23 protein-coding genes and 5 tRNA genes are annotated in these 25139 nt (G+C 40.0%); 3 read left to right on the forward strand and 25 right to left on the reverse strand.

What is annotated here, in order from left to right; genetic code table 11:
• Positions 1-35: 35 nt before the first annotated feature.
• The 25 genes from HPE56_RS18350 to HPE56_RS18465 all read right to left on the reverse strand — a co-directional run bounded on the left by HPE56_RS18350 (position 36) and on the right by HPE56_RS18465 (position 22256).
• Positions 36-347: a DUF3467 domain-containing protein gene (locus tag HPE56_RS18350; RefSeq protein WP_188245210.1), complete on the reverse strand. Its 312-nt coding sequence runs from the start codon at positions 345-347 to the stop codon at positions 36-38.
• Between the two features lie 9 nt (positions 348-356).
• On the reverse strand, positions 357-4655 hold the full coding sequence (gene rpoC, locus HPE56_RS18355) for a DNA-directed RNA polymerase subunit beta' (protein ID WP_188245211.1): 4299 nt from the start codon (positions 4653-4655) through the stop codon (positions 357-359).
• 56 nt (positions 4656-4711) lie between these two features.
• Positions 4712-8521 carry a DNA-directed RNA polymerase subunit beta gene (gene rpoB, locus HPE56_RS18360; RefSeq protein ID WP_188245212.1) on the reverse strand — a complete coding sequence of 1270 codons (3810 nt, stop codon included), beginning with the start codon at positions 8519-8521 and terminating at the stop codon, positions 4712-4714.
• Positions 8522-8651: 130 nt separating this feature from the next.
• Positions 8652-9032: a 50S ribosomal protein L7/L12 gene (rplL, locus tag HPE56_RS18365; RefSeq protein ID WP_188245213.1), complete on the reverse strand. Its 381-nt coding sequence runs from the start codon at positions 9030-9032 to the stop codon at positions 8652-8654.
• 48 nt (positions 9033-9080) lie between these two features.
• On the reverse strand, positions 9081-9599 hold the full coding sequence (gene rplJ, locus HPE56_RS18370) for a 50S ribosomal protein L10 (RefSeq protein WP_109654666.1): 519 nt from the start codon (positions 9597-9599) through the stop codon (positions 9081-9083).
• 26 nt (positions 9600-9625) lie between these two features.
• A complete protein-coding gene (gene rplA, locus HPE56_RS18375; RefSeq protein WP_188245214.1) occupies positions 9626-10315 on the reverse strand; it encodes a 50S ribosomal protein L1 in 690 nt (229 codons plus the stop codon).
• Between the two features lie 18 nt (positions 10316-10333).
• A complete protein-coding gene (gene rplK, locus HPE56_RS18380; protein ID WP_109654670.1) occupies positions 10334-10771 on the reverse strand; it encodes a 50S ribosomal protein L11 in 438 nt (145 codons plus the stop codon).
• Between the two features lie 69 nt (positions 10772-10840).
• Positions 10841-11392: a transcription termination/antitermination protein NusG gene (gene nusG / locus HPE56_RS18385; RefSeq protein ID WP_109654672.1), complete on the reverse strand. Its 552-nt coding sequence runs from the start codon at positions 11390-11392 to the stop codon at positions 10841-10843.
• Positions 11393-11402: 10 nt separating this feature from the next.
• Positions 11403-11591 (reverse strand): preprotein translocase subunit SecE, encoded by a 189-nt coding sequence (secE, locus tag HPE56_RS18390; protein WP_188245215.1) that lies wholly within the window; start codon positions 11589-11591, stop codon positions 11403-11405.
• Between the two features lie 72 nt (positions 11592-11663).
• Positions 11664-11736: transfer RNA gene (locus HPE56_RS18395), tRNA-Trp, on the reverse strand.
• A 67-nt stretch (positions 11737-11803) separates the two neighbouring features.
• Positions 11804-12991 carry an elongation factor Tu gene (gene tuf / locus HPE56_RS18400; protein WP_188245216.1) on the reverse strand — a complete coding sequence of 396 codons (1188 nt, stop codon included), beginning with the start codon at positions 12989-12991 and terminating at the stop codon, positions 11804-11806.
• 57 nt (positions 12992-13048) lie between these two features.
• A tRNA-Thr gene (locus HPE56_RS18405) sits at positions 13049-13120 on the reverse strand.
• A gap of 295 nt (positions 13121-13415) precedes the next feature.
• Positions 13416-13488, reverse strand: a tRNA-Gly gene (locus tag HPE56_RS18410).
• 132 nt (positions 13489-13620) lie between these two features.
• Positions 13621-13702 (reverse strand) — tRNA-Tyr (locus HPE56_RS18415).
• A gap of 24 nt (positions 13703-13726) precedes the next feature.
• A tRNA-Thr gene (locus tag HPE56_RS18420) sits at positions 13727-13800 on the reverse strand.
• A 101-nt stretch (positions 13801-13901) separates the two neighbouring features.
• On the reverse strand, positions 13902-14204 hold the full coding sequence (gene hpf, locus HPE56_RS18425; protein WP_188245217.1) for a ribosome hibernation-promoting factor, HPF/YfiA family: 303 nt from the start codon (positions 14202-14204) through the stop codon (positions 13902-13904).
• Positions 14205-14231: 27 nt separating this feature from the next.
• Positions 14232-15134, reverse strand: coding sequence for a tyrosine-type recombinase/integrase (locus tag HPE56_RS18430; protein WP_188245218.1), 903 nt, complete (start codon positions 15132-15134; stop codon positions 14232-14234).
• Between the two features lie 102 nt (positions 15135-15236).
• Positions 15237-15431, reverse strand: a complete 195-nt coding sequence (gene rpsU / locus HPE56_RS18435; RefSeq protein ID WP_109654682.1) for a 30S ribosomal protein S21 — start codon at positions 15429-15431, stop codon at positions 15237-15239.
• A gap of 135 nt (positions 15432-15566) precedes the next feature.
• The gene (locus HPE56_RS18440) at positions 15567-16736 is read right to left on the reverse strand and encodes an acyl-CoA dehydrogenase family protein (RefSeq protein WP_188245219.1); all 1170 of its coding nucleotides are present in this window, start codon (positions 16734-16736) and stop codon (positions 15567-15569) included.
• An 11-nt stretch (positions 16737-16747) separates the two neighbouring features.
• On the reverse strand, positions 16748-17635 hold the full coding sequence (locus tag HPE56_RS18445) for a helix-hairpin-helix domain-containing protein (protein WP_223170378.1): 888 nt from the start codon (positions 17633-17635) through the stop codon (positions 16748-16750).
• A gap of 19 nt (positions 17636-17654) precedes the next feature.
• Positions 17655-19268: an alanine/glycine:cation symporter family protein gene (locus HPE56_RS18450; protein WP_188245221.1), complete on the reverse strand. Its 1614-nt coding sequence runs from the start codon at positions 19266-19268 to the stop codon at positions 17655-17657.
• Between the two features lie 90 nt (positions 19269-19358).
• Complete coding sequence (locus HPE56_RS18455) at positions 19359-20363, reverse strand: potassium channel family protein (protein ID WP_188245222.1); 1005 nt, start codon at positions 20361-20363, stop codon at positions 19359-19361.
• Between the two features lies 1 nt (position 20364).
• Positions 20365-20592 carry a PspC domain-containing protein gene (locus tag HPE56_RS20410; RefSeq protein WP_109654692.1) on the reverse strand — a complete coding sequence of 76 codons (228 nt, stop codon included), beginning with the start codon at positions 20590-20592 and terminating at the stop codon, positions 20365-20367.
• A gap of 9 nt (positions 20593-20601) precedes the next feature.
• Positions 20602-21885, reverse strand: coding sequence for a DUF2851 family protein (locus tag HPE56_RS18460; protein ID WP_188245223.1), 1284 nt, complete (start codon positions 21883-21885; stop codon positions 20602-20604).
• Positions 21886-21944: 59 nt separating this feature from the next.
• Complete coding sequence (locus HPE56_RS18465) at positions 21945-22256, reverse strand: rhodanese-like domain-containing protein (RefSeq protein WP_188245224.1); 312 nt, start codon at positions 22254-22256, stop codon at positions 21945-21947.
• Positions 22257-22430: 174 nt separating this feature from the next.
• On the opposite strand from HPE56_RS18465, the gene HPE56_RS18470 reads away from it, so the two are divergent.
• The 3 genes from HPE56_RS18470 (at position 22431) to HPE56_RS18480 (ending at position 25127) form a co-directional block, all read left to right on the forward strand.
• Positions 22431-22883 carry a MarR family winged helix-turn-helix transcriptional regulator gene (locus HPE56_RS18470; RefSeq protein ID WP_188245225.1) on the forward strand — a complete coding sequence of 151 codons (453 nt, stop codon included), beginning with the start codon at positions 22431-22433 and terminating at the stop codon, positions 22881-22883.
• Positions 22884-22909: 26 nt separating this feature from the next.
• Entirely contained in the window at positions 22910-23488 is a 579-nt protein-coding gene (locus HPE56_RS18475) for a YceI family protein (protein WP_188245226.1), read from the forward strand.
• Between the two features lie 241 nt (positions 23489-23729).
• A complete protein-coding gene (locus HPE56_RS18480) occupies positions 23730-25127 on the forward strand; it encodes an anthranilate synthase component I family protein (protein WP_188245227.1) in 1398 nt (465 codons plus the stop codon).
• The last annotated feature ends 12 nt before the right edge of the window (positions 25128-25139 follow it).

The raw sequence follows: 25139 nt of genomic DNA on the forward strand, positions 1-25139 counted from the left end.
AAAAACCCATGATAAAATCATGGGTTTTTTTGTTATTAAGCTTCTCCCGAAGGCCCAAAATTAATGGGAATAGGAGGTTGTTCATAATCCTTTATGGTGCCATGGGCCTTTTCGAACCGATTAACATTCTCACTCAATGCCTTTAAAAATTTCTTTGCATGCTGTGGTGTTAAAACAATCCTACTTTTCACTTTAGCCTTTGGGGCTCCTGGCATCAAACTAATAAAATCCACTACAAATTCAGAAACCGAATGATTGATGATGGCTAAATTCGAATATACTCCTTCAGCCGTTTTTTCATCGAGCTCGATGTTTATCTGTTTTTGTTTAGGGTCATTACCACTCATAGGTATCGATTAAAATTTCAATGCTTCCTTACGGGCCATAATCTCATCATATTCCTCCTTGGAACCAACAATGATGTTCTCATAATCGCGCATTCCAGTACCTGCAGGTATTTTATGACCTACAATTACATTCTCCTTCAATCCTTCAAGGGTATCGACCTTACCACTAACAGCGGCTTCGTTCAATACTTTTGTTGTCTCTTGGAATGAAGCTGCGGAGATAAACGATTTTGTCTGCAATGAAGCCCTGGTAATTCCCTGCAAGATTGGTGTTGCGGTGGCTGCTATAGCATCCCTAGCTTCAACCAGACTCTTATCAGCCCTTTTTAGTACAGAATTTTCATCCCTTAGCTCACGTGCCGAAATAATTTGACCCGCCCTAAGATTTCCAGATTCACCAGCTTCAACAACAACTTTCTTACCGAAAATTTCATCGTTCTCCGTAATAAAGTCCGATTTATGCACCAATTGGTTTTCCAAGAAAATAGTATCCCCTGGATCTTGGATACGTACTTTTCGCATCATCTGACGTACAACAACCTCAAAGTGCTTATCGTTGATTTTTACACCCTGGAGTCGATATACTTCCTGAACTTCATTCACCAAATATTGTTGAACCGCTGAAGGACCTTTTATCGCCAAAATATCCTCTGGGGTGATAGACCCATCGGAAAGTGGCATACCTGCACGAACATAATCATTTTCCTGAACCAATATTTGATTGGATAATTTAACCAAGTATTTCTTGACCTCACCCAATTTGGATTCAATGATGATTTCCCTGTTACCTCTTTTGATCTTACCGAAAGAAACTACACCATCTATCTCGGAAACTACCGCAGGATTTGATGGGTTACGGGCTTCGAACAATTCGGTTACCCTTGGAAGACCACCCGTAATATCCCCTGCTTTCGCAGATTTACGTGGAATCTTCACCAAAATCTTACCTTCTTTGATCTTATCGCCATCATCAACCATAATGTGAGATCCAACAGGTAAGTTATATGAACGTAAAACTTCGTTCTTACTGTTCATGATCAACAAGGTAGGAATAAGTTTCTTGTTCCTGGATTCAGAAATAACTTTCTCTTGGAAACCAGTCTGTTCATCAATCTCTACCTGATAGGTAACACCTTGCTCAATATTTTCATAAGCAATTTTACCTGGGAATTCAGATACGATCACACCATTATAGGGATCCCACTGACAAACAACGTCACCACTCTTGATTTTAGCACCGTTCTTTGAAAACAACTGAGAACCATAAGGAATATTATTCGTACTCAATGTAATACCTGTTTTGGCATCAACAATCTTAATTTCCGAAGTTCTAGATATTACAATATCCGAATCATTGCCTTCCGAATCTTCACCTTTTACAGTTCTTAGATCCTCAATTTCGGCAATACCATCGAATTTGGCTGTCAATTTATTATCTTCAGAGATGTTACCTGCAATACCCCCAACGTGGAAGGTTCGAAGGGTCAACTGTGTACCTGGCTCACCGATAGATTGTGCGGCAACCACACCAACAGCCTCTCCTCTTTGAACCATTTTATTGGTAGATAGGTTTCTACCATAACATTTGGCACAAATACCTTTTTCAGCTTCACAGGTTAAGGCAGAACGAACCTCAATTTTTTCAATTGGGGATGCTTCGACTTTCTTAACATCCTCTTCCATGATTTGCTGACCTGCTTTTAAAACAATCTCATCGGTCAATGGATTATGGACATCGTGAAGGGAAACCCTACCGAGTATCCTTTCTCCCAAGGTCTCTACAATCTCCTCATTTTTCTTCAATGGCTCAACGGTAATACCTCTCAATGTTCCACAATCTTCCGTGTTAATAATAACATCCTGGGAAACATCAACCAAACGACGCGTTAGGTAACCTGCATCTGCCGTTTTCAAGGCTGTATCCGCAAGTCCCTTACGGGCACCGTGGGTTGAGATAAAGTATTCCAAAATCGATAACCCTTCCTTAAAGTTGGAAAGAATCGGGTTTTCAATAATCTCACCACCACCTGCTGTGGATTTTTTAGGTTTGGCCATCAAACCACGCATACCTGTCAACTGGCGAATTTGCTCTTTAGAACCCCTCGCACCGGAATCAAGCATCATATACACAGAGTTAAACCCTTGTTGGTCTTCACGAATACGTTTCATGGCCAACTCGGTCAACATTGCATTGGTAGATGTCCAAACATCAATAACTTGGTTATAACGCTCGTTATTTGTGATAAGTCCCATGTTATAGTTGGCCATAATGCCGTCTACCTGTACATTGGCCTCACCTATCATCGTATGTTTTTCAGGTGGTATGATAATATCACCCAAACTGAAGGATAGTCCACCTTTAAAGGCAAACTCGTACCCCATAGTCTTGATCTTATCCAAGAAATCTGCCGTTGTAGGAACATCGGTTACGGCAAGAATACCACCGATAATGTCTCGCAACGATTTTTTATTCAATACTTCATTGATATAACCAGCTTGCTCAGGAACCTCCATATTGAACAATACCCTACCAACGGTTGTCGGTATGATTTGATATACCAGTTCACCTTCTTCATTAAAATCCTTAGCCCTTACTTTAATTCCGGCATTAAGATTCACCATTCCTTCATTGAAGGCGATTTCAACCTCTTCTGCAGAATAGAAAGTCAACCCTTCACCTTTAATAGAAACTTCTGGTGTAGACTTCCTTTCTTTGGTCATATAATAAAGACCCAAAACCATATCCTGTGAAGGTACCGTAATAGGTGATCCGTTTGCCGGGTTCAAGATGTTGTGGGAAGCCAACATCAACAATTGGCATTCCAGAATCGCTTCTGGGCCCAATGGTAAATGGACAGCCATTTGATCCCCATCAAAATCCGCATTAAACGCCGTACATACCAGTGGATGCAAACGAATGGCCTTACCTTCTATAAGTTTTGGCTGGAACGCTTGTATACCCAATCTGTGCAATGTAGGGGCCCTGTTCAACATAACAGGGTGTCCTTTCAATACGTTTTCAAGAATATCCCAAACTACGGGTTCTTTTTTATCTATTATTTTTTTGGCCGATTTAACGGTTTTTACAATACCCCTTTCAATCAACTTTCGAATTACGAAGGGTTTGTACAGTTCGGCAGCCATATCTTTTGGAAGACCGCATTCGAACAATCTCATTTCAGGACCTACAACAATAACAGAACGCGCCGAATAATCAACACGCTTACCTAGTAGGTTCTGACGAAAACGACCTTGCTTTCCTTTCAAAGAATCGGAAAGGGATTTCAAAGGTCTATTCGATTCCGTTTTAACTGCAGATGCTTTTCTGGTATTATCAAAAAGGGAATCAACAGCTTCCTGAAGCATACGTTTCTCATTTCTAAGAATCACTTCGGGTGCTTTGATCTCGACCAATCGCTTCAATCGATTGTTTCTTATGATTACCCTTCTATAAAGATCATTCAAATCGGAAGTCGCAAAACGACCACCATCCAATGGCACCAAAGGACGTAATTCCGGTGGAATAACCGGAATAACCTTCATGATCATCCACTCAGGTCTATTCTCCCTATTCTCTTGGGATTCCCTTAAGGCCTCAACCACTTGAAGTCGTTTCAGGGCTTCGGTCTTACGTTGTTTGGAAGTCTCTGTATTGGCTTTATGTCTTAATTCATATGATAACTCCTTAAGATCGATACGTGCCAATAGATCAATAAGGCATTCTGCACCCATCTTAGCAATGAACTTGTTGGGATCGCTATCTTCCAAGTATTGGTTTTCCTGTGGGATATTCTCAAGAATATTCAAATATTCCTCTTCCGTAAGGAAATCCATCTTATTGACCTCCTCACCCTCCGGGCCTTTTGCAATACCCGGCTGTATTACTACATAACGTTCGTAGTAAATGATCATATCCAATTTCTTGGAAGGCAACCCTAAAAGGTAACCGATTTTATTAGGTAACGAACGGAAGTACCAAATATGGGCAACAGGTACAACTAAATTGATATGTCCTACCCTATCCCTTCGAACCTTCTTCTCGGTAACCTCTACACCACAGCGATCACAAACGATACCACGGTAACGGATCCTCTTGTATTTACCACAAGCACATTCATAATCCTTCACAGGGCCGAAAATACGCTCACAGAAAAGACCGTCACGCTCTGGTTTGTGCGTTCTGTAGTTTATGGTTTCAGGCTTTAAAACTTCACCCCTTGACTCTGCCAAAATAGCTTCTGGAGATGCCAAACCGATTGAAATCTTATTAAACCTTTTAATTGGGTTATTATCTTTTATTCTAGCCATAATAAATGGTGATACTAATTAAATGTGTTCTAAAATCCTTTATAACATAGATTTATCTATTCCTCCAATCTAATGTCCAAACCTAATCCCTTAAGTTCGTGCATTAACACGTTGAAAGATTCTGGTAAACCAGGCTCTGGCATAGTCTCTCCCTTAACGATAGACTCGTAGGTTTTGGCCCTACCAATGACATCATCGGACTTCACTGTGAGTATTTCACGTAGTGTTGCTGATGCACCGTATGCTTCCAATGCCCAAACTTCCATCTCTCCAAATCGCTGACCACCAAATTGTGCTTTACCACCTAATGGTTGCTGGGTAATCAAGGAGTATGGTCCTATGGAACGTGCGTGCATCTTATCATCTACCATGTGACCCAATTTCAACATGTAGATTACCCCAACCGTAGCGGGCTGATCAAAACGTTGTCCTGTACCACCATCATATAAGTACGTATGGCCAAATCTTGGTATTCCTGCCTCATCAGTATACGCATTGATCTCATCCAACGTTGCCCCATCAAAAATCGGTGTAGCATACTTTTTGCCTAATTTAAGTCCAGCCCAACCAAGAACTGTTTCATAAATCTGACCAATGTTCATACGGGAAGGCACCCCTAATGGATTCAATACGATATCAACTGGAGTACCATCTTCCAAGAAAGGCATGTCCTCGTGACGTACAATTCTTGAAACGATACCTTTGTTACCATGTCGACCGGCCATTTTATCACCAACTTTAAGCTTACGCTTTTTGGCGATATATACTTTGGCCAGTTTCATGATTCCGGCTGGTAGTTCATCACCAACGGAAATCGTGAATTTATCCCTTCTCAGATTCCCTTGAAGGTCATTAAGTTTGATTTTATAGTTATGCAATAGATCGGCGACCAATACATTGGTATCCTTATCCGTAGTCCAGGTCCCTGCTACCAAATGCGCAAAATCATCCACGGAGTTCAACATCTTCATGGTATATTTCTTACCTTTTGGAAGAACTTCCTCTCCCAAATCGTTCAATACACCTTGTGATGTCTTACCATTGATCAAAGTGAATAATTTCTCAACCAAAACATCCTTAAGCTGTTGGAATTTCACTTCGTATTCCAGTTCCAAGTTTGAAATCGCTTCCTTATCCTCAGAACGCTTACGCTTATCCTTAATAGATCTTGAGAATAATTTTTTATCGATTACAACACCACGTAACGATGGGGAAGCTTTTAAGGAAGCATCCTTTACATCACCTGCCTTATCACCAAATATAGCGCGAAGTAATTTTTCTTCCGGAGTTGGATCGGACTCACCTTTAGGGGTTATCTTACCAATAAGGATATCCCCGGGCTTTACTTCGGCCCCAATACGGATCATACCGTTTTCATCAAGGTCTTTTGTAGCCTCTTCAGAAACGTTGGGAATATCATGTGTTAGCTCCTCAGCACCTAATTTAGTATCTCTAACTTCTAAAGAATACTCATCTACGTGTATCGATGTAAAGATATCTTCCCTAACGACTTTTTCGGAAATCACAATCGCATCCTCAAAGTTATATCCTTTCCAAGGCATAAAGGCAACGGTAAGGTTTCTACCCAGTGCCAACTCCCCTTTTTCAGTAGCGTAGCCTTCACAGAGAACCTGTCCCTTTTTGACCCTATCGCCTCTTTTAACGATTGGCTTCAAGTTGATACTTGTACCTTGGTTGGTTTTTCTAAACTTAACCAAGTTATACGTTTTATCATCATCATCAAAGCTGATCAATCTTTCGCTTTCCGATCGATCATACTTGATCGTTATTTTCTGTGCGTCAACATATTCTATAACACCATCACCTTCGGCATTGATCAACACCCTTGAATCGGAAGCCACCTGTCTTTCAAGACCGGTACCTACAATCGGGGATTGGGGTTTCAATAACGGTACTGCCTGACGCATCATGTTCGATCCCATCAATGCCCTGTTCGCATCATCATGTTCCAAGAAAGGAATTAGTGATGCAGAAATAGATGCAATTTGATTGGGAGCAACATCCGTATAATTAATTTCACCTGGATCCACGACCGGGAAATCACCTTCTTCACGTGCAATAACCTTTTCAGAAGTTATCTGACCGTTTTCGTCCAATGGAATGTTAGCCTGTGCTATTTTCATTCCCTCTTCCTCTTCTGCACTTAAGTAAATGAATTCTTCCGTATTTACCTTGGCATTATCCACCTTACGATACGGAGTTTCCAAGAAGCCCATTGGGTTAACTTTAGAGAATACCGCCAATGAAGATATCAAACCAATATTCGGACCTTCAGGAGTTTCAATAGGACATAACCTACCATAGTGTGTATAATGGACATCACGTACCTCAAAACCAGCACGCTCTCTTGAAAGTCCACCTGGCCCTAGGGCCGACAATCTACGTTTGTGCGTAATCTCTGCCAATGGATTCGTTTGATCCATAAACTGGGACAACTGGTTCGTACCAAAGAAGGAATTAATTACAGAAGACAACGTCTTTGCATTAATCAAATCTATTGGGGTAAACACCTCGTTATCACGAACGTTCATACGTTCACGAATAGTTCGGGCCATACGGGCAAGACCTACACCAAATTGTGAAGACAATTGTTCACCCACAGTACGAACACGACGGTTCGAAAGGTGATCAATATCATCGATCTCAGCCTTAGAGTTGATCAACTCGATCAAATACTTGATAATTGTAATGATATCTTCCTTGGTCAAGACCTGCTTGTCCATTCCAATATCCAATTGTAATTTCTTGTTCATCCTATAACGACCAACCTCCCCTAGGTTGTACCGTTGATCTGAGAAGAACAGTTTGTCAATGATACCACGAGCCGTTTCCTCATCGGGCGGCTCAGCATTACGTAATTGACGGTATATATGTTCTACAGCCTCTTTTTCCGAGTTTGTAGGATCTTTTTGTAATGTATTATGGATTATGGCATAATCGGACTGTGCATTGTTCTCTTTATGCAAAAGAATAGTCTTCACATCCGCTTCCAAAATTTCTTCGATATGGTCTTTTTCCAAGACGGTATCACGATCTAGTATAATTTCGTTTCTTTCGATAGACACAACTTCACCAGTATCCTCATCTACGAAATCCTCATGCCATGTGTTCAAAACCCTTGCAGCCAATTTACGCCCCAAGACCTTTTTCAATCCTGCCTTTGAAACTTTCACCTCTTCCGAAAGGTCGAATATCTCAAGAATATCCTTATCACTTTCAAATCCAATGGCTCTGAACAAAGTAGTTACAGGTAATTTTTTCTTTCTATCGATATAGGCGTACATAACACCATTGATATCGGTAGCAAATTCTATCCAGGATCCTTTAAATGGAATTACCCTTGCCGAGTACAATTTAGTACCATTGGCATGGAATGATTGCCCAAAGAATACACCTGGTGAACGGTGTAATTGCGAAACAACAACACGTTCTGCCCCGTTGATAACAAAAGTACCACTTGGCGTCATATAAGGAATCGTACCCAAGTACACATCCTGTACGATGGTCTCGAAATCCTCATGTTCGGGATCAGTACAATATAATTTCAATCTAGCTTTTAAAGGCACACTATGGGTAAGACCACGCTCTATACATTCTTGGATGGAATATCGCGGCGGATCTATGAAATAATCAAGAAATTCCAACACAAACTGGTTACGCGTGTCTGTTATTGGAAAGTTTTCCATGAAGGTATTATACAATCCTTCATTGCCCCTTTCGTCAGATTTAGTTTCAAGTTGAAAGAAATCTTGAAATGATTTAATCTGAATGTCCAAGAAATCCGGATATGCCGGCGTGTTCTTAGCGGATGCAAAATTTATTCTCTCAGTCTGATTTGTGAACATCTATGGACAAAATTTTGATCATGAATACTAATGGGTCGTATATGACTTCATATACTTAATGCATAAAAAGGCTTAGGTCTGACCGCAAATTGTGGTAAGACCTAAACCCAAACTGTTATGGTAGTAGCGACTATTTAAGCTCAACTTCTGCTCCTGCTTCTTCCAATGATTTTTTAATACCTTCAGCTTCGTCTTTAGAAACACCTTCTTTAACTGCTTTTGGTGCGCTATCAACAATATCCTTAGCATCTTTCAATCCTAAACCGGTCAATTCCTTAACCAATTTTACAACTGCCAATTTAGAGGCACCGGCTGCTTTCAATATTACATCGAATTCTGTTTGTTCCTCAACAGCTTCACCGCCTTCAGCAGCTCCACCACCTGCGGCAACAGCAACAGCAGCAGCTGCTGGCTCGATACCGTATTCTTCTTTTAATATATCAGCCAACTCATTAACCTCTTTTACGGTCAAGTTAACCAATTGTTCTGCGAAATCTTTCAAATCTGCCATTTTTCTATCGTTTAATAAAATTTTAAAATATAATTGTTTAAGTGCGTACTACTCCCTTTCTGATAATGTCTTTAGGATACCAGCAAGTTTTCCACCACCGGATTTAAGACCAGAAATAACATTCTTGGCTGGTGATTGCAACAAGCCAATAATTTCCCCGATCATCTCTTCCCTTGATTTTATACTTACCAAAGCATCCAATTTGTCATCACCAACAAATATGGCTTCCTCTACGAAAGCTCCTTTCAACAAAGGCTTATCAGACTTTTTTCTAAAGGTCTTAATAAGTTTTGCCGGTCCGTTTCCTGCCTCGGAGAACATCAATGAAGTGTTTCCCTTTAGAACTTCAGGAAGTTCACCGAAATCTTTATCGGAAGCTTCCATCGCCTTGGCAAGAAGTGTGTTTTTAACTACCGCAAGTTTAATATTGGCCTTAAAACACGCTCTTCTTAAATTTGAAGTTGTGGTCGCATCCAATCCCGAAATATCAGCTAAATAAATAGTTGAATTTTCAGCTAACTGGGCAGTTAAATCTTCTATAACGTTTAATTTCTCTTCTCTTGTCATAATTAAAATTTTAGACTACCAGTTACTTAAACCGTTTTTGGATCCAATTGAACACTTGGGCTCATGGTGCTTGACATGAAAATACTTTTCATGTAAACCCCTTTGGATGCAGAAGGCTTCAATTTATTCAAGGTATCCAATAACTCTTGGGCGTTTTCCGCAATTTTATCCACTGAGAAGGAAGCCTTTCCAATAGCAGCATGCACAATACCCGTCTTATCAACCTTGAAATCAATCTTACCGGCCTTCACCTCTGTTACCGCCTTGGCAACATCCATAGTAACCGTACCTGTCTTTGGGTTAGGCATTAATCCCCTTGGTCCTAAAACACGTCCTAAAGGTCCTAATTTACCCATTACGCTTGGCATGGTGATGATAACATCAACATCGGTCCAACCGCTTTTTATTTTTTCCAAATATTCATCCAACCCAACGTAATCAGCTCCAGCTTCTTTAGCCTCTGCTTCTTTATCAGGTGTAACCAAAGCCAAAACCTTGACATCTTTTCCTGTACCATGTGGTAGGGTAACTACCCCACGAACCATTTGATTTGCCTTTCTAGGATCTACCCCTAAACGAACTGCAAGATCAATAGATGCATCGAACTTTGTACTGGTTATTTCTTTTATTAAAGCCGAACCCTCTTCCACTGAGTATAATTTATCTTTCTCAATTTTAGAATGGGCTTCTTTTTGCTTCTTTGTTAACTTTGCCATTTAATTGCTTTTAAGAATTTAAAAAGGTCTTGTACCTGATACCTTTAGACCCATAGACCTAGCTGTTCCTGCAATCATGCTCATCGCTGATTCTACAGTAAACGCGTTTAGATCCACCATTTTGTCTTCTGCTATCACCTTGACTTGATCCCAGGAAACACTTCCTGATTTGACTCTGTTAGGTTCGCCAGATCCCTTCTTAATCTTAGCCGCTTCCAAAAGCTGAACTGCCGCTGGTGGTGTTTTAACGATAAAGTCAAAAGACTTATCTTTATATACCGTGATAACAACTGGTAATACTTTACCTGGTTTATCCTGTGTACGCGCGTTGAACTGCTTACAGAATTCCATGATGTTAACACCGGCAGCACCTAAGGCGGGTCCAACCGGTGGCGACGGATTCGCTGCACCTCCCCTAACTTGTAGTTTAACTACTTTACCTACTTCTTTTGCCATTGTTTAAAATTAAATTGAAAGTGTGTCTTATAGGAAGCAACACAACTTTTAAATATGTAACAAAAATTTTTAAATCTTCTCTACTTGCATATAACTTAATTCCAATGGTGTTTTTCTTCCGAAAATCTTAACCATTACCTCAAGCTTACGTTTTTCTTCATTGATTTTCTCAACAGTACCGTTGAACCCATTAAAAGGCCCATCAATAACCTTGACAGTTTCCCCGTGGATAAATGGTATAGCCACACTATCCGTATTAACCGCCAATTCATCTACTTTTCCTAACATTCGATTGACTTCCGTTTTCCTCAAAGGAACCGGGTCACCACCTTTTGTTTCTCCTAAAAAACCAATTACATTGGTAATCGAACGTATAATATGGATCATTTCACCTCCTAAATTGGCTTTGACCATAATATACCCCGGAAAATAAACCCTTTCTTTGTTTATCTTCTTACCATTTCTTATCTGGACCACCTTTTCCGTAGGCACCAAAACCTCTTCTAAGTAATCAGAAAAACCAAGTCTGGCAACTTCACTTTCAATGTAGCCCTTGATTTTATTCTCCTGACCACTGACCGCCCTTACCACATACCATTTCTTTTCCAATACTTCTGACATAAGGCTAGACTTAATTTAAAATGTTCGTAAAATAAAGCTTGATCAATTTACTGAAGACAGAATCCACTCCCCATGTAGCCAAAGCGAACAAAACAGAAAAAACTGCCACTACTACCATAAGATTAGATGATTCCGCTTTTGAAGGCAAGGTAACATTGTGCCTTAATTCTTCAATTGATTCCTTTATATACGTCAACATTTGATATATTCTTTAAATTAAACAGAAAGAAACCCTTAACGCAATGGTCATCAGATTCCTATCTAATTCCTGCACGGGAGGAGAGACTCGAACTCCCGACACCTGGTTTTGGAGACCAGTGCTCTACCAACTGAGCTACACCCGTTTATATTTACATTGAAAGGTATCCCGCTAGAGCGGGACACCTTATATGTAAACTAGTATTCTAAGATTTAATCTATAATCTTGGTTACCTGACCGGCACCAACTGTTCTACCACCTTCACGGATAGCGAAACGTAATCCTTCACTCAAAGCGATAGGTTGAATCAAATCAACAGTTATCGTTAAGTTATCACCAGGCATAACCATTTCAACACCACTAGGAAGACTAATGTTACCAGTAACATCGGTAGTTCTTACATAGAATTGTGGACGATAGTTATTATGGAATGGTGTGTGACGACCACCTTCTTCTTTTTTAAGGATATAAACCTCTGCCTCAAATTTAGCATGTGGCTTAACAGAACCTGGCTTACAAATTACCATACCTCTGCTTATCTGAGCTTTTTCAATACCTCTTAACAAGATACCAACGTTATCACCAGCTTCACCTCTATCCAATATTTTACGGAACATTTCAACACCAGTAATGGTAGAAGACAATTTCTCTGCACCCATACCAATGATATCAACTGCATCTCCAGTATTGGCAACACCAGTTTCGATACGACCTGTAGCAACAGTTCCACGACCAGTAATAGTGAATACATCCTCAACAGGCATTAAGAAATCCTTCTCAACATCCCTTTTTGGCAACTCGATCCATGAATCAACAGCATCCATCAATTCCATAACGGTATCAACCCATTTTTGCTCACCGTTAAGTGCACCAAGGGCAGATCCTGAAATAACAGGTCCATTATCACCATCATACTCATAAAAAGAAAGCAATTCCCTTACTTCCATCTCAACAAGCTCCAAAAGCTCCTCATCATCAACCATGTCAACTTTGTTCAAGAAAACAACCATTCTAGGAATACCTACCTGACGACCTAAAAGGATGTGCTCACGAGTTTGTGGCATTGGACCATCTGTTGCAGCAACAACCAAGATAGCACCATCCATCTGAGCAGCACCAGTTACCATGTTCTTTACGTAATCCGCGTGACCAGGACAGTCAACGTGCGCGTAGTGACGGTTTGCTGTTTGGTACTCAACGTGAGAAGTATTAATGGTTATACCCCTTTCTTTTTCTTCAGGAGCGTTATCGATAGAATCGAAACTTCTCAATTCAGAAAGTCCTGCATTTGCCAATACCGTAGTAATAGCAGCAGTTAATGTAGTTTTACCGTGATCCACGTGTCCAATAGTGCCTATATTTAAGTGCGGTTTGGAACGATCGAAAGTTTCCTTTGCCATTTTAAATGAATTTTAATCTTAGTTTATATATTAGTGTACAATTATATGCCTTAATTGAGCCAACGACGAGATTTGAACTCGTGACCTCTTCCTTACCAAGGAAACGCTCTACCCCTGAGCTACGTCGGCTTGTTGGGTTCCTGGTTGATGTTACACGTTTACTGATAAACAACATCGAAATTACAACAAACGCCAACCCATGGTTTTCGAGTCCTAGACCAAAATTTAACCGACCTTCATCGGAATCAATCAAATTATTGACCCCGCCCTTTCTTCACTACCCAAAGAACATATCAAAGAAAAATAACTTCATTTGACATTCAGGCGGAAGAACGGGTTACCTTCGACTACGCTCAGGACTGACTTCTCACCCCATATTCCACAATTGCAATGAACATACATTCATTTTCCTGTGAAATATTAGAGCGGGAGACCGGGTTCGAACCGGCGACATTCAGCTTGGAAGGCTGACGCTCTACCAACTGAGCTACTCCCGCATTTTATATTTCAAAATTTCAACTTTAAGACCCTTTTACGAATCTCACCCAAAGTCCGGACTTCCCGAACCCTTTATTCAATACAACCCAGAAAACAAAAATTCCGAATCACCTTTTTTACTTAAAATATAGTGGGGAGAGCAGGATTCGAACCTGCGAAGACGTAGTCAGCAGATTTACAGTCTGCCCTCGTTGGCCGCTTGAGTATCTCCCCAATCCATATTTTAAAGAACTTTTGAGCCGATAGAGGGACTCGAACCCACGACCTGCTGATTACAAATCAGCTGCTCTAGCCAGCTGAGCTACATCGGCCTTTCAACCCTTTTTTTAGCATAAAAAAGTCCGCTATTTCTAACGGACTGCAAATGTATATATTTATTTGTTTAATCAAAATAAAATTCGAAAAAAATTCATCATACTTTTTCACGTTGCATTTCTTTCATTTTTTTTACCTTCCTTTCCAAGGAGCTACATGCCGAATCTACAGCCTCTTCGAACGACTTGCACTGCTTTTTGACAACAAACTTATCCTTTGGCACATTTAGTCTTATTTCCACAATCTTATTTTCCTTTGAACTCGTATTCTCTACTTTCAAATAAACATCCGCACTTATTACCTTATCGTAGAAAGTCTCTATCTTATCCAATCTGCTTTGGACAAAATCCAATAATTTTACATCGGCATTGAAGTTAACTGATTGCGCATTTACTTTCATAGGCTAAAATTTAATATGTTAAACAATTTATCGCCCTTGCGATTTTTTACCCCTTGGGTGGGCTGATGCGTGAATTTTTTTGAGCTCAGCTATACTATTATGTGTGTATACTTGTGTTGAAGCCAAACTTGAATGGCCCAGCAACTCTTTCACTGAATTTAAATCCGCCCCCTTATTAAGTAAATGAGTCGCAAAGGTATGTCTCAAAATATGTGGACTCCTTTTTACCTTGGAGGACACCTCTCTAAAATACTTATTTATAATTCTATAAACAAGGGTTTCATATATTTTATTGCCTGTATTGGTAAGAAAAAGAAACTGCCCTTCCCCAATACTTCCCAAGCTGTCCCTGAGCGGTAAATAAGAGCGGAACAATTCTACCGTTGGCAACAACAAAGGCACTATACGCTCCTTATTGCGTTTTCCGAGTACTTTGAGCGATCGCCCACCAAGATCAACGTCATTGATTTTAATATTGACAAGCTCTGCCCTTCTTATTCCGGTCGTATAAAGCAACTCAATGACCAACTTATCCCTCTTACCCTCAAAATCATCCGTAAAAGGCAATTGAGACAAAACAGCCTGCATTTCTTCCTCCGAAAAAGGGACTTCGATTTTCTTCGCCGTTTTAAGGGCTTTGTGTTTGGCCAAGGGATTCACCTCCACGACACCTATCTGCTGTAAAAATTTATAGTATGCCTTTAAAGAGGCAGCCTTTCTATTTACAGACCTATTGGATATTCCCGAATTGACCAAGCTAACGATCCAACCTCTTACAATGGGATATTCCACATGATCAATATCCGAAAGACCGTGTTGATCGACACAAAAAGCGACAAAAGACAAAATATCCTTTTCATACGCATTTACGGTATGCGCCGAATAATTCTTTTCCAAACGCAAATAAGAAACAAACTTGGGTATCGACATACCACAAAGTTAGCAAAGTTGCCGTTGCAATTTTCCTAAATAAAAAAATCCCATCAAATGATGGGATTTCTTATCAATAATTGTACACTACCAAATAAGATTCTAGATTTCTTCTTGATCTCTTAAACCTTGAATGTATTGTGCTTTTTGTATTTGCGCTCTTCTTTGAACCGAAGGCTTCGTGAATTGTTGACGTTTACGCAATTGACGCATGGTACCAGTCTTATCGAACTTTCGCTTGAAGCGCTTTAAAGCTCTGTCTATGTTCTCTCCTTCTTTTATTGGTATAATTAACATGGGCTACAACCTCCTCTCTTTTGTGATTAAGGGTGCAAATATAGAAACTTATTTAGAATTGAGCACTACTTATTTTTGAATTATATGTCAATTTTTATCCGTGTCGATCGGCATGCCTTAACCTTCAGGCTATTATCAAGCCTTAGGGGCCCGATATTCTTTCTTATCAATGATGATTTTGGCGATAATCTCCTTAAGTATTTCCGATGTACCCCCACCAATAGGCCCCAATCGACTATCCCTGAACATACGTGCCATGGGATACTCCTCCATATAGCCGTACCCCCCCAGGAACTGCAAACAATCGTAAGCCACCTTATCTGCCATTTCGGTAGATTTCAATTTTGAAATTGTGGCTTCCTTTACAACATATTCACCTCTATCCATCTTATACGCCACACCATAATTATACTGCTTACACAGTTCCATACTAGCATGGCCATCAACCAACTTATGCCTTAAGACCTGATATTGGTTAATCGGTTTTCCAAAAGTTTCCCTTTCCGACATATACTGCATGGCATAATCAAGGGCATATTCGGCCCTGGCATGGGCATTGATCCCCATAACAAGTCGTTCAAGGGCGAATGCCTGCATTATCAATCCAAATCCGTTACCCTCACCCCCCATTAGATTGGCAGCGGGAACCTTTACATTATCAAAAGCAAGTTCTGCCGTATCCGATGCACGCCACCCCAATTTATCCAATTTATTGGCGGAAATACCTTTACTGTTCAAGTCGACAATAAATAAGCTTATCCCCTTGTTTCCTGCATCCGGATCGGTTTTTGCCGCAAGAATGCAATAATCGCCATGCACCCCGTTCGTGATAAACGTCTTCGACCCGTTGATGACATAACCATCCCCATTTTTAATGGCGGTCGTTCTCATACCGGCCACATCACTACCCCCAAAAGGTTCAGTCACACCTAGACAGCCAATCTTCTCCCCATGGACACTTGGGGTCAAATAAGCCACCTTTTGCCCATGACTGGCATTTTTATTCAAGTGCACCATGGCTAGGTAAGCGTGTGCCCACATGGCAGCAGCGAAACCGCCAGAATTCACTTTCTGAAGTTCTTCTAAAAAGATTACGGTATAGAAGATATCAAGTCCCAACCCACCATAGGATTCATCAATGGCAAGACCAAAATAACCCATTTCACCGAACTTTTTCCAGATGAAACGTTCTATGCTACCTTCGGACTCCCATTTATTGATATGGGGAATGACTTCTTTCGACAAAAAATCCCTGAGACTCTCTCTAAATAACTGATGTTCTTCAGTAAAGTACATGCTCTGCATAGCCATTAAATTTATAACGCCAAATATAACTTAATTCTATCAATCTTCTCAATTGGAAAATTTTCAATGTTTAGCAATTCATCAAAGGAATCTATACTTCCTTTGTCATTTCTGTAATTAATTATTCGATTGGCTACGTTTTTTTGAATATATACTAATTTTGATAGTTTTTTAGCCGATGCCGTATTAATGTTTATTTTTTCAACATCAGGCCTTTTCAGTACCTGAAATCGCACCAAAGTCCGCTCAACTACCTCCGGTTCCAGTCCATAAACATCATACAATTGTTCATTTACCAGAAACCCACCCAACCGATTCCGGAATTTGACTATTCTTTGGGATAATTTATCCCCTATTCCATAAATCGATTTTAATTCATTGGCAGTGACCGAATTAAGGTCCTTGACCTCTATCTCCCCAACAATCCGATGTGGATTATTCTTATTGACCACAATAGCAGGTGTCCGGGATACTGTTTTTCGTGCGGTATTTTTATTGACCCACTCCGGAAACTTAAAATACGGTGCTATACGTTTCAGCAAAGAATCCGAAATACCTGTGATCTTTTGAAATTCCCCAACGCTATTTACGTATAAATTTTTTTTCCGGTAAGCATGCAGCCGATCGATCTCCTCTGGGGTCATCCCCAAAGTATACCCTTTAAAATCTGAAATATAATTAGGATTGAAGGGAAACAATCGGGGCGAATCTTTTTGAAGCCCAGCTAGTTTTAGCGAATCCAACTTTACCTGGGTTTCCCAATCAATCGTTAGACTGGGCTCCAAAGTGTGGGAAGCATTTTTCACCAAGTAGAAAACCACTTGCAAGACAACAATGATCAAAAGCAAAAAGAAAATCCCACTTTTCTCTTGTTTACTAAAAGAAAAATGGGACTTCATATTCTTCAAACCGCACTACTTATTTCCTAACTGTCTTTATAGCACTCAAATATTTGTTCATTTCCTCTTTCACTTTTGGAAACAACAATAAAAGTCCGATCATATTCGGAAATACCAATGCCAAAATCATTGCATCCGAAAAAGCAAATACAGCGCCCATAGAGGCTGAAGCCCCAATTACGATAAAAGCGATGAATAAAATTTTATAAACCAAATCTGCAAGTCTTCCCCTACCGAACAAAAACTTCCAGGATTGAAGTCCATAATAAGACCATGATATCATAGTAGAAACCGCAAAAAGCACCACGGCCAAGGTCAATACATATGGGAACCAAGGAATGACGGATTCGAAGGCCAATGATGTTAAATTAACACCCCCCAAAGACACTCCGTCGACAACTACCTTACCGGCACCATCGCCACCATATTCAAATGCACCTCCGCTGTTGTAGAATATAATCACCAAAGCCGTCATTGTACAAATCACCACCGTATCGATAAACGGCTCTAAAAGAGCCACGATACCTTCACTGGCCGGGTATTTGGTTTTTACGGCAGAATGCGCAATAGCGGCTGAACCTGCTCCAGCCTCATTGGAGAAAACGGCTCTTCTAAAGCCTACGATCAACACCCCGAACAATCCTCCTAGTCCAGCTTCAGGTGTAAACGCCCCTTTAAAAATAAGCACGAATGCATCGTCGATATATGAAAAGTTCGCGAAAATCACAATAAGACAGGCAATGGCATATATAATTGCCATGAATGGCACTATTTTCTCAGTTACGGAAGCAATTCTTTTGATTCCCCCAATAATGACGATACCGACAACAATGGCCAAAAGCACTCCTATGACAAATCCTGTTGACCCACCTTGTAATCCCATCATTGCCGCTAATTGTTCTGCAGCTTGATTTGACTGTACGGCGTTACCACCACCAAAAGAAGCCCCAACACAAAGTATAGCGAAAATAACGGCCAATGCCTTACCTAAACCTGTATAACCCCTTTCCTTCAAACCTCTGGAAAGATAATACATCGGCCCCCCATGAACAGTACCATCCGCATCAAAATCACGGTACTTAACCCCCAAGGTACATTCGACGAATTTGGTAGACATACTCAATAAGCCACATAAAATCATCCAGAATGTAGCTCCAGGACCACCAATGGCAATTGCCAAGGCGACACCAGCGATATTCCCAAGACCCACAGTACCTGAAACAGCTGTTGCCAGGGCCTGAAAGTGGCTTACCTCCCCGTGCTTGCTCTCATCACGAATGGTATCGGGCAAATCACCATCAACAATATTAACTTCTGCTTTTTCCACACCATGACCTTCAGGTGCCTCTAGTTCGTCATACTTACCCCTGACCACATTAATGGCCAATGGGAACTTGGTAATATTGACAAAACCAAAATACAAAGTAAAAAAAGTAGCCCCTAGTACCAATACAATTACGACAAGGGGGATACCTGTACCGGGTACCTGCCAAAATACGATTCCTTCCCAAACTGCAGTAATAGGCTCAAACCAAGCATTTATCCGCTCATCGATTCCCATTTCTGATGATTCTTGGGAAAAAGTTACAAAAGGCAACAAAAAGAAAAGAAAAGAAAGCATTTTATACTTCATAAGGTCTAATTAGGTTGGTTAAAAATACGAATTAAGCAATATCCAAAAAAAAACTGTTCAATCAAAGAGGAATAGACAAAAAGGAACTTGTTATAGATTAAACATTTCGTTTAATCTTCGAATCTGCTCAGGCCTTCCCAAAACAATAATTTTACTTTTGGGCTGCAGTTGCATATCAGCCTCCGGATTTATGGTGTATTTACCATCCGGTGCGATATAACCAATTATGGTACACCCCGTCTTACGCCTTAAATCAAGATCTCGAAGCGACTTGTGATCTCCTTGTTCTGCAAATTCCTCAATGGCGACTTCCTCTAGGTTTGTGGTATGTTCGCCTTCCAACGACAACTCGTCCATAAACGAAATCAAATCGGGCATTACCACTAACGAGGCCATATGGTCACCACCGATTTTATCGGGCATGATCACTTGGTTCGCACCGGCCAGTATTAATTTTTTCTGGGACGTGATCAGCGATGCCCTACTAATGATATTCAATTTTTTGTTTAATTGTCTAGCGGATAAGACCACAAACAGGTTTGCTGCATCTTCGGGCAATGTGGCAATAATATTATCGGCCCTCTCTATTCCCGCTTCCACCAAGACTTCATCGTCATTGGCATCCCCTTCGACAAATAAGATACTATCCTCAAATTTTTCAATGACCTCCCGATCCTTTTCCACAACAACAAAAGGCCTATTAAAGGCTTTAAGTCTAATGGCAGCTTGATTCCCATTTCGACCAAAACCACAGATAATCACATGGTTGGATAGCGCATTGATCATGTTCTTCACTTTTTTCTTTTTTAAAATATCCATGGTATTCCTACTTAAAATGTACTCCGTTATCACTGAAATGGAAAATGCAAATATGAATACACTGGAGATTATCAAAAATACCGTAAAAACCTTTGCCTCCCCACTTAATGGGCCTACTTCGGAAAAACCAACCGTAGTTACCGTTATGACGGTCATGTAAAAGGCGTCCAACCAAGATAGATTGGACAATATCCTATAACCTATAATCCCAGTCGCCAGAACAACCCCTATCAAAACGATAGCCAAATAGATTTTAGAACGAAAAAGTCGAATCATATTAAAGATCAAAAACTGAGGTCCTTTTGGTATATACCAAATCTTTGATCTTTAACCAAAAAGCCAAAAAAAGATAGAGTGCAAACCCAAACCCCAAAGTTACGAATGTAAGGTAAATGAACGACGTTCTAACCACTCTGGCACGAATCCCCATGCGTTCTGCAATTCGCCTACATACCTCGAATCCCCTTTTTTGAAAATAATATAAAAGTTGATAGAAAACATTCATAATTTAAAATTAAATATTTCCGTGCAATAAACTACTACCGATTGCACATTGAAGACACTTATTTTTTGTGCAATAGGCCTTATAGAGTTGCAATACCGCTTGACTATCAAAAGCCGTTTTCATATCCAGTCCAAGTGAATTGAATTTTTTCAACACCGCATTATCCTCCTTTCTTATGTTTTCTATTATTCGAAAAATAACAGTAATCGCATCTTTGCCCCTATGGCGCCCGTAACAAAATTTCAATGGGAGGACCGTATTCATAATCAAAAGGTCGATAAATGGCCTTGTCAACTTCTTCGTACTCTTTTTTGATATTTTCCCAAAAGTAAAATGATCATCCCAATACTGGCTTGCCGAAACCTCAAAAATAGCGTACAGTTCCTCCAGGTCATGGGCATTCATCAGCTTTTGAAAAAGATTTTCGTGCCTTTCGTACAACTTAGCGACCTGTGAAAGCCTAATGGTAGGGAAATTGGATGGGCGAAGTTTAAAAAATTCCGGACTTTGGACGCTTTCTTGGACAAGGCCAAACTTTGTGCTTAAATAAGTATACTCTTCGCTTAAAGCACTCAAATAACCATCCATTGTATCTTGTTGATCCAACAATCCCCCCAAACCGAAAAGCACACTCTCTAATTGATGTACCTTACCCCGCAGCTTTCTAACAATTGAAAAATCCAAAGCATGGGCAATGCTCAAGAACGATTGTCCGTTTATATTCAATCCGAAATTCTTGAGTAGTAAATTGAACGTTACTTCTTCCCAGTCATTTTTAGAATCTTCCAAAAGGGATTGGACCAAAGCGGACTTTTGTTCCAAACGCTCAATATAGAGTCGTTCGAGCCAATTCCCCATTGTAAATCCATCGATGTTGGAAATGTCATTTTCACAGTTGATGAATTTTGTCGAACGTTTCTCGAACAAGCGCCGATAGTTGACCAAAATATCTTCGGACACGTACTTCCTCAACTCCAGTGTAGGGATAATGGTACGATCCTTTCTGTATATTACCATATCATCATGCCAAACAACATGCAAAATAATATTGTCATAATTGGTATCCTCTTCATGATGGTGCACATACCAGTCCGATGTGTTGATATGCACTTCCACATTGCCTGCCCAAAGTTGTCCACCGATACGTATTTTGGCATTAAAGAAATCGGGACCTGATAGATGGTTATGCGAACCCGTGTCCACAATGACCAGAGGTTCCTTTTGGTTCGTAACCAACCCTTGCAATGGTAACTTTTTGTATTTCCAGACAAAATGAAGTAAATCCTCCCGCATAGCCCTAAAATAAAAAATCCCACAAAAATGCGGGATTTTTTATCTAATTTTTCGGTGTATTACCGGACTACCTCACCTTCCCAAGACATAATTCCGCCTTGAAGGTTGAATGCCCTTTCAAAACCCATATCCTTCATTATGTTACAGGCCTGTCCGCTCCTTGCACCCGACCTACAATAAACGTAATAACTTTTGGACTTATCCAATTTCTCCAATTCCGAAACAAATTGTTGTCCCAAGTAAATATCAATATTACTGGCATCCCGGATAAAGCCCTGTTGAAATTCAGCCGGTGTCCGAACATCCAAAACAAATGCATTATCATCAGCTTTCAGCTGCTCTTCCCATTCTTTCTGCGATAAATCTGCCATTTTCTTAAATTTTAGGATGCAAAAATAATGTATTTAAACAAAAAAGAAATAGAAATACGCCTAATACATTGGCCTTACGGATTCATTTCTTCTTTTTAACAGAAATTTATACCCATGACACTGTTCCAAACCAACCAAAGCAATTACATTTGTATATACAAATATTGTAAGTACATGAATGTAGAGGAGCGTATTAAAACATCGGAGGAAATTCCATTGGAGCGAAGGACGATCATTCATATTATGTTGGTCGCAAACAACATAAACGAAAAATTGGCCATTGCCCTTAAACCCTTTGACATTTCTATCCAACAATTCAATGTCTTACGGATTTTAAGGGGGCAAAATGGCAAACCCGCCAATCTTAGCACATTGAACAAAAGAATGGTCTCAAAAATGAGCAATACCACCCGATTGGTCGATAAACTTATTTTGAAAGGATATGTTGAAAGGCACACCTGCCCTTCAAATCGAAGGAAAGTGGAAATTAATATTACATCAAAAGGCCTGGATCGACTTTTAAAGATGGATGATGTCGTTTCGAAGACAGAAACCGAAATATTGGATCAATTTTCAGAGTATGAACTGAAACAATTGAACCTTTTATTAAATCAATTTAAATTATAATTATTAACAATTCAAAACAGCAACAAATGAAAAAGAATGTATTAGCATTGACTTTAGCCGTCGTATTTGGCTTTACAGCATCAGCAATCGAACCCAAAACAGAGGAAAAGAAAGAGGTGAAAACGGATGAAAGCTCAGTCGCATGGAAAGCCTATAAAGTAACCGGGTCACATAACGGTACGGTTGACTTAAAAAGTGGCGCATTAGTATTCGACGAAGGCAAACTCATTGGAGGGGATTTCACCGTTGATATGACTTCTTTGATCAGTACCGATTTAGAGGGGGAATATAAAGGTAAATTGGAAGGTCATTTGAAATCGGACGATTTCTTTGGCGTCGAAAAACACTCCACATCAACATTGGTATTCACGAAGGTAGTGCCAAATGGTAAAAATTCCTATGACGTAACCGGGGATTTAACCATAAAAGGAATTACCAAGCCCGTTACCTTCGACGTATCCATATATGGTAGCAAAGCCACTGCCACGATGAAAATTGACAGGGCTGAATACGACGTACGTTACGGTTCCGGCAGCTTTTTCGATAATCTAGGGGATAAAACAATTTACGATGAATTTGATCTTGTTGTAGATTTGGTATTTTAATAAACTTGACCTCACAAGTGGAACTCCGGCTGTTTTTTATAACATCCGGAGTTTTTTTTACAAAAAACGTATTTGATGTTTAAAAAATCATTTCTATCTTTGATGCAATGAAAAATAACATAACAAATACTTGGTGGTGGAGTAACTTACGGAAAACGTCGTGAGCGAAGCATCATTGTAGTAAAACTATATATAAGGCTTGTCTATCACGACAAGCCTTTTTTAATTCTATAAACTGATCATGGACTACCAATTTAAATCACATCATAAAAAAATCCTAGCAGATACCATTACACCTGTCAGTGTTTATTTAAAGATACGGGACCGATTTCCAAACAGTATTCTTTTGGAGAGTAGTGACTATCATGCCAACCACAACAGTTTTTCCTATATCTGTTGCAACCCCATTGCATCGATCAAAATTGAGAATGAAACCATTGTGGAGCAATTTCCCGATGGCAAAATAACGACGAAGCATATCGACCCTGAAACCGATGTGGCACAGACCATACATGATTTCAGTCTAAAATTCCAAGCCGATGAAAATTCGTTCAAGTTCATAAACAATGGTTTGTTTGGCTATATGGCCTATGATGCGATACGGTATTTTGAGGACATCAACATCAGCAAAAAAGAAGATGCACTGAATATCCCAGACATCTATTATGCTGTTTATCAAAACATCATTGCTATCAACCATTTTAAGAATGAGGCGTACATCTTTGCCCATTGCTATGAAAAGGACAGTAATATTGCGGAAATTGAACAAATCCTAAACGTCAAGAACTTTGCTTCCTATAACTTCAACAAAGAAGGGGAACCTACTTCAAACCTTAAGGATGAAGAATATAAAGCGCTTGTTGACCTGGCTAAAAAACACTGCCAAAGGGGTGATGTCTTCCAACTGGTGCTGTCTCGAAGATTTTCACAAGGATTCAAAGGCGATGAATTCAATGTCTATAGGGCCCTTCGTTCTGTAAACCCTTCCCCTTATCTGTTTTATTTTGATTATGGTGATTTCAAGATATTCGGAAGTTCCCCAGAGGCCCAATTGATCGTAAATGAAGGCAAGGCCGAAATACATCCCATAGCCGGCACCTTCAAAAGAACCGGTAATGATGAGAAAGATGCCGCATTGGCTAAAGAGTTGACCACTGATGACAAGGAAAACAGTGAACATGTGATGTTGGTCGATTTGGCCAGAAACGATTTAAGTCGAAACGGGAATATGGTACGTGTGGACAATTACAGGGAAGTGCAGTTCTTCTCCCATGTAATCCATTTAGTGTCCAAAGTAACCGGACAGAAGAAAAAGGATATTACCACCATGAAGGTCGTGGCAGATACCTTTCCGGCAGGGACATTAAGTGGTGCCCCAAAACATATGGCCATGCAACTCATAGAAAAATATGAAAGAACGAATAGGTCCTACTATGGAGGTGCCATTGGTTTTATGGATTTTAAAGGAAACTTTAACCACGCCATTATGATCCGTACTTTCTTAAGTAAAAACCACCAGTTACATTACCAGGCAGGCGCAGGATTGGTAGCCGCCTCGAATCCCGAAAACGAATTACAGGAAACATATAACAAATTGGGAGCATTGACCAAGGCCTTGGAAATTGCGGAAACCATCTAATATTTCCAAAAT

It is taken from the genome of Maribacter aquimaris (assembly GCF_014596745.1).
Lineage (GTDB): Bacteria > Bacteroidota > Bacteroidia > Flavobacteriales > Flavobacteriaceae > Maribacter_A > Maribacter_A aquimaris.

Bases quoted from the DNA above. Each gene is read 5' to 3' on its own strand.
- HPE56_RS20410 (WP_109654692.1), bottom strand. From the start codon at position 20,592: ATGAATGTTTTCTATCAACTTTTATATTATTTTCAAAAAAGGGGATTC.
- HPE56_RS18470 (WP_188245225.1), top strand. From the start codon at position 22,431: ATGAATGTAGAGGAGCGTATTAAAACATCGGAGGAAATTCCATTGGAG.
- rpoB (WP_188245212.1), bottom strand. From the start codon at position 8,521: ATGTTCACAAATCAGACTGAGAGAATAAATTTTGCATCCGCTAAGAAC.
- rpoC (WP_188245211.1), bottom strand. From the start codon at position 4,655: ATGGCTAGAATAAAAGATAATAACCCAATTAAAAGGTTTAATAAGATT.
- rplL (WP_188245213.1), bottom strand. From the start codon at position 9,032: ATGGCAGATTTGAAAGATTTCGCAGAACAATTGGTTAACTTGACCGTA.
- HPE56_RS18475 (WP_188245226.1), top strand. From the start codon at position 22,910: ATGAAAAAGAATGTATTAGCATTGACTTTAGCCGTCGTATTTGGCTTT.
- hpf (WP_188245217.1), bottom strand. From the start codon at position 14,204: ATGAAAGTAAATGCGCAATCAGTTAACTTCAATGCCGATGTAAAATTA.
- rpsU (WP_109654682.1), bottom strand. From the start codon at position 15,431: ATGTTAATTATACCAATAAAAGAAGGAGAGAACATAGACAGAGCTTTA.
- secE (WP_188245215.1), bottom strand. From the start codon at position 11,591: ATGTTGACGTATATAAAGGAATCAATTGAAGAATTAAGGCACAATGTT.
- rplA (WP_188245214.1), bottom strand. From the start codon at position 10,315: ATGGCAAAGTTAACAAAGAAGCAAAAAGAAGCCCATTCTAAAATTGAG.
- rplJ (WP_109654666.1), bottom strand. From the start codon at position 9,599: ATGACAAGAGAAGAGAAATTAAACGTTATAGAAGATTTAACTGCCCAG.
- rplK (WP_109654670.1), bottom strand. From the start codon at position 10,771: ATGGCAAAAGAAGTAGGTAAAGTAGTTAAACTACAAGTTAGGGGAGGT.
- HPE56_RS18445 (WP_223170378.1), bottom strand. From the start codon at position 17,635: ATGAAGTCCCATTTTTCTTTTAGTAAACAAGAGAAAAGTGGGATTTTC.
- HPE56_RS18440 (WP_188245219.1), bottom strand. From the start codon at position 16,736: ATGCAGAGCATGTACTTTACTGAAGAACATCAGTTATTTAGAGAGAGT.
- nusG (WP_109654672.1), bottom strand. From the start codon at position 11,392: ATGTCAGAAGTATTGGAAAAGAAATGGTATGTGGTAAGGGCGGTCAGT.
- HPE56_RS18450 (WP_188245221.1), bottom strand. From the start codon at position 19,268: ATGAAGTATAAAATGCTTTCTTTTCTTTTCTTTTTGTTGCCTTTTGTA.
- HPE56_RS18465 (WP_188245224.1), bottom strand. From the start codon at position 22,256: ATGGCAGATTTATCGCAGAAAGAATGGGAAGAGCAGCTGAAAGCTGAT.
- HPE56_RS18430 (WP_188245218.1), bottom strand. From the start codon at position 15,134: ATGTCGATACCCAAGTTTGTTTCTTATTTGCGTTTGGAAAAGAATTAT.
- tuf (WP_188245216.1), bottom strand. From the start codon at position 12,991: ATGGCAAAGGAAACTTTCGATCGTTCCAAACCGCACTTAAATATAGGC.
- HPE56_RS18460 (WP_188245223.1), bottom strand. From the start codon at position 21,885: ATGCGGGAGGATTTACTTCATTTTGTCTGGAAATACAAAAAGTTACCA.
- HPE56_RS18350 (WP_188245210.1), bottom strand. From the start codon at position 347: ATGAGTGGTAATGACCCTAAACAAAAACAGATAAACATCGAGCTCGAT.
- HPE56_RS18455 (WP_188245222.1), bottom strand. From the start codon at position 20,363: ATGATTCGACTTTTTCGTTCTAAAATCTATTTGGCTATCGTTTTGATA.
- HPE56_RS18480 (WP_188245227.1), top strand. From the start codon at position 23,730: ATGGACTACCAATTTAAATCACATCATAAAAAAATCCTAGCAGATACC.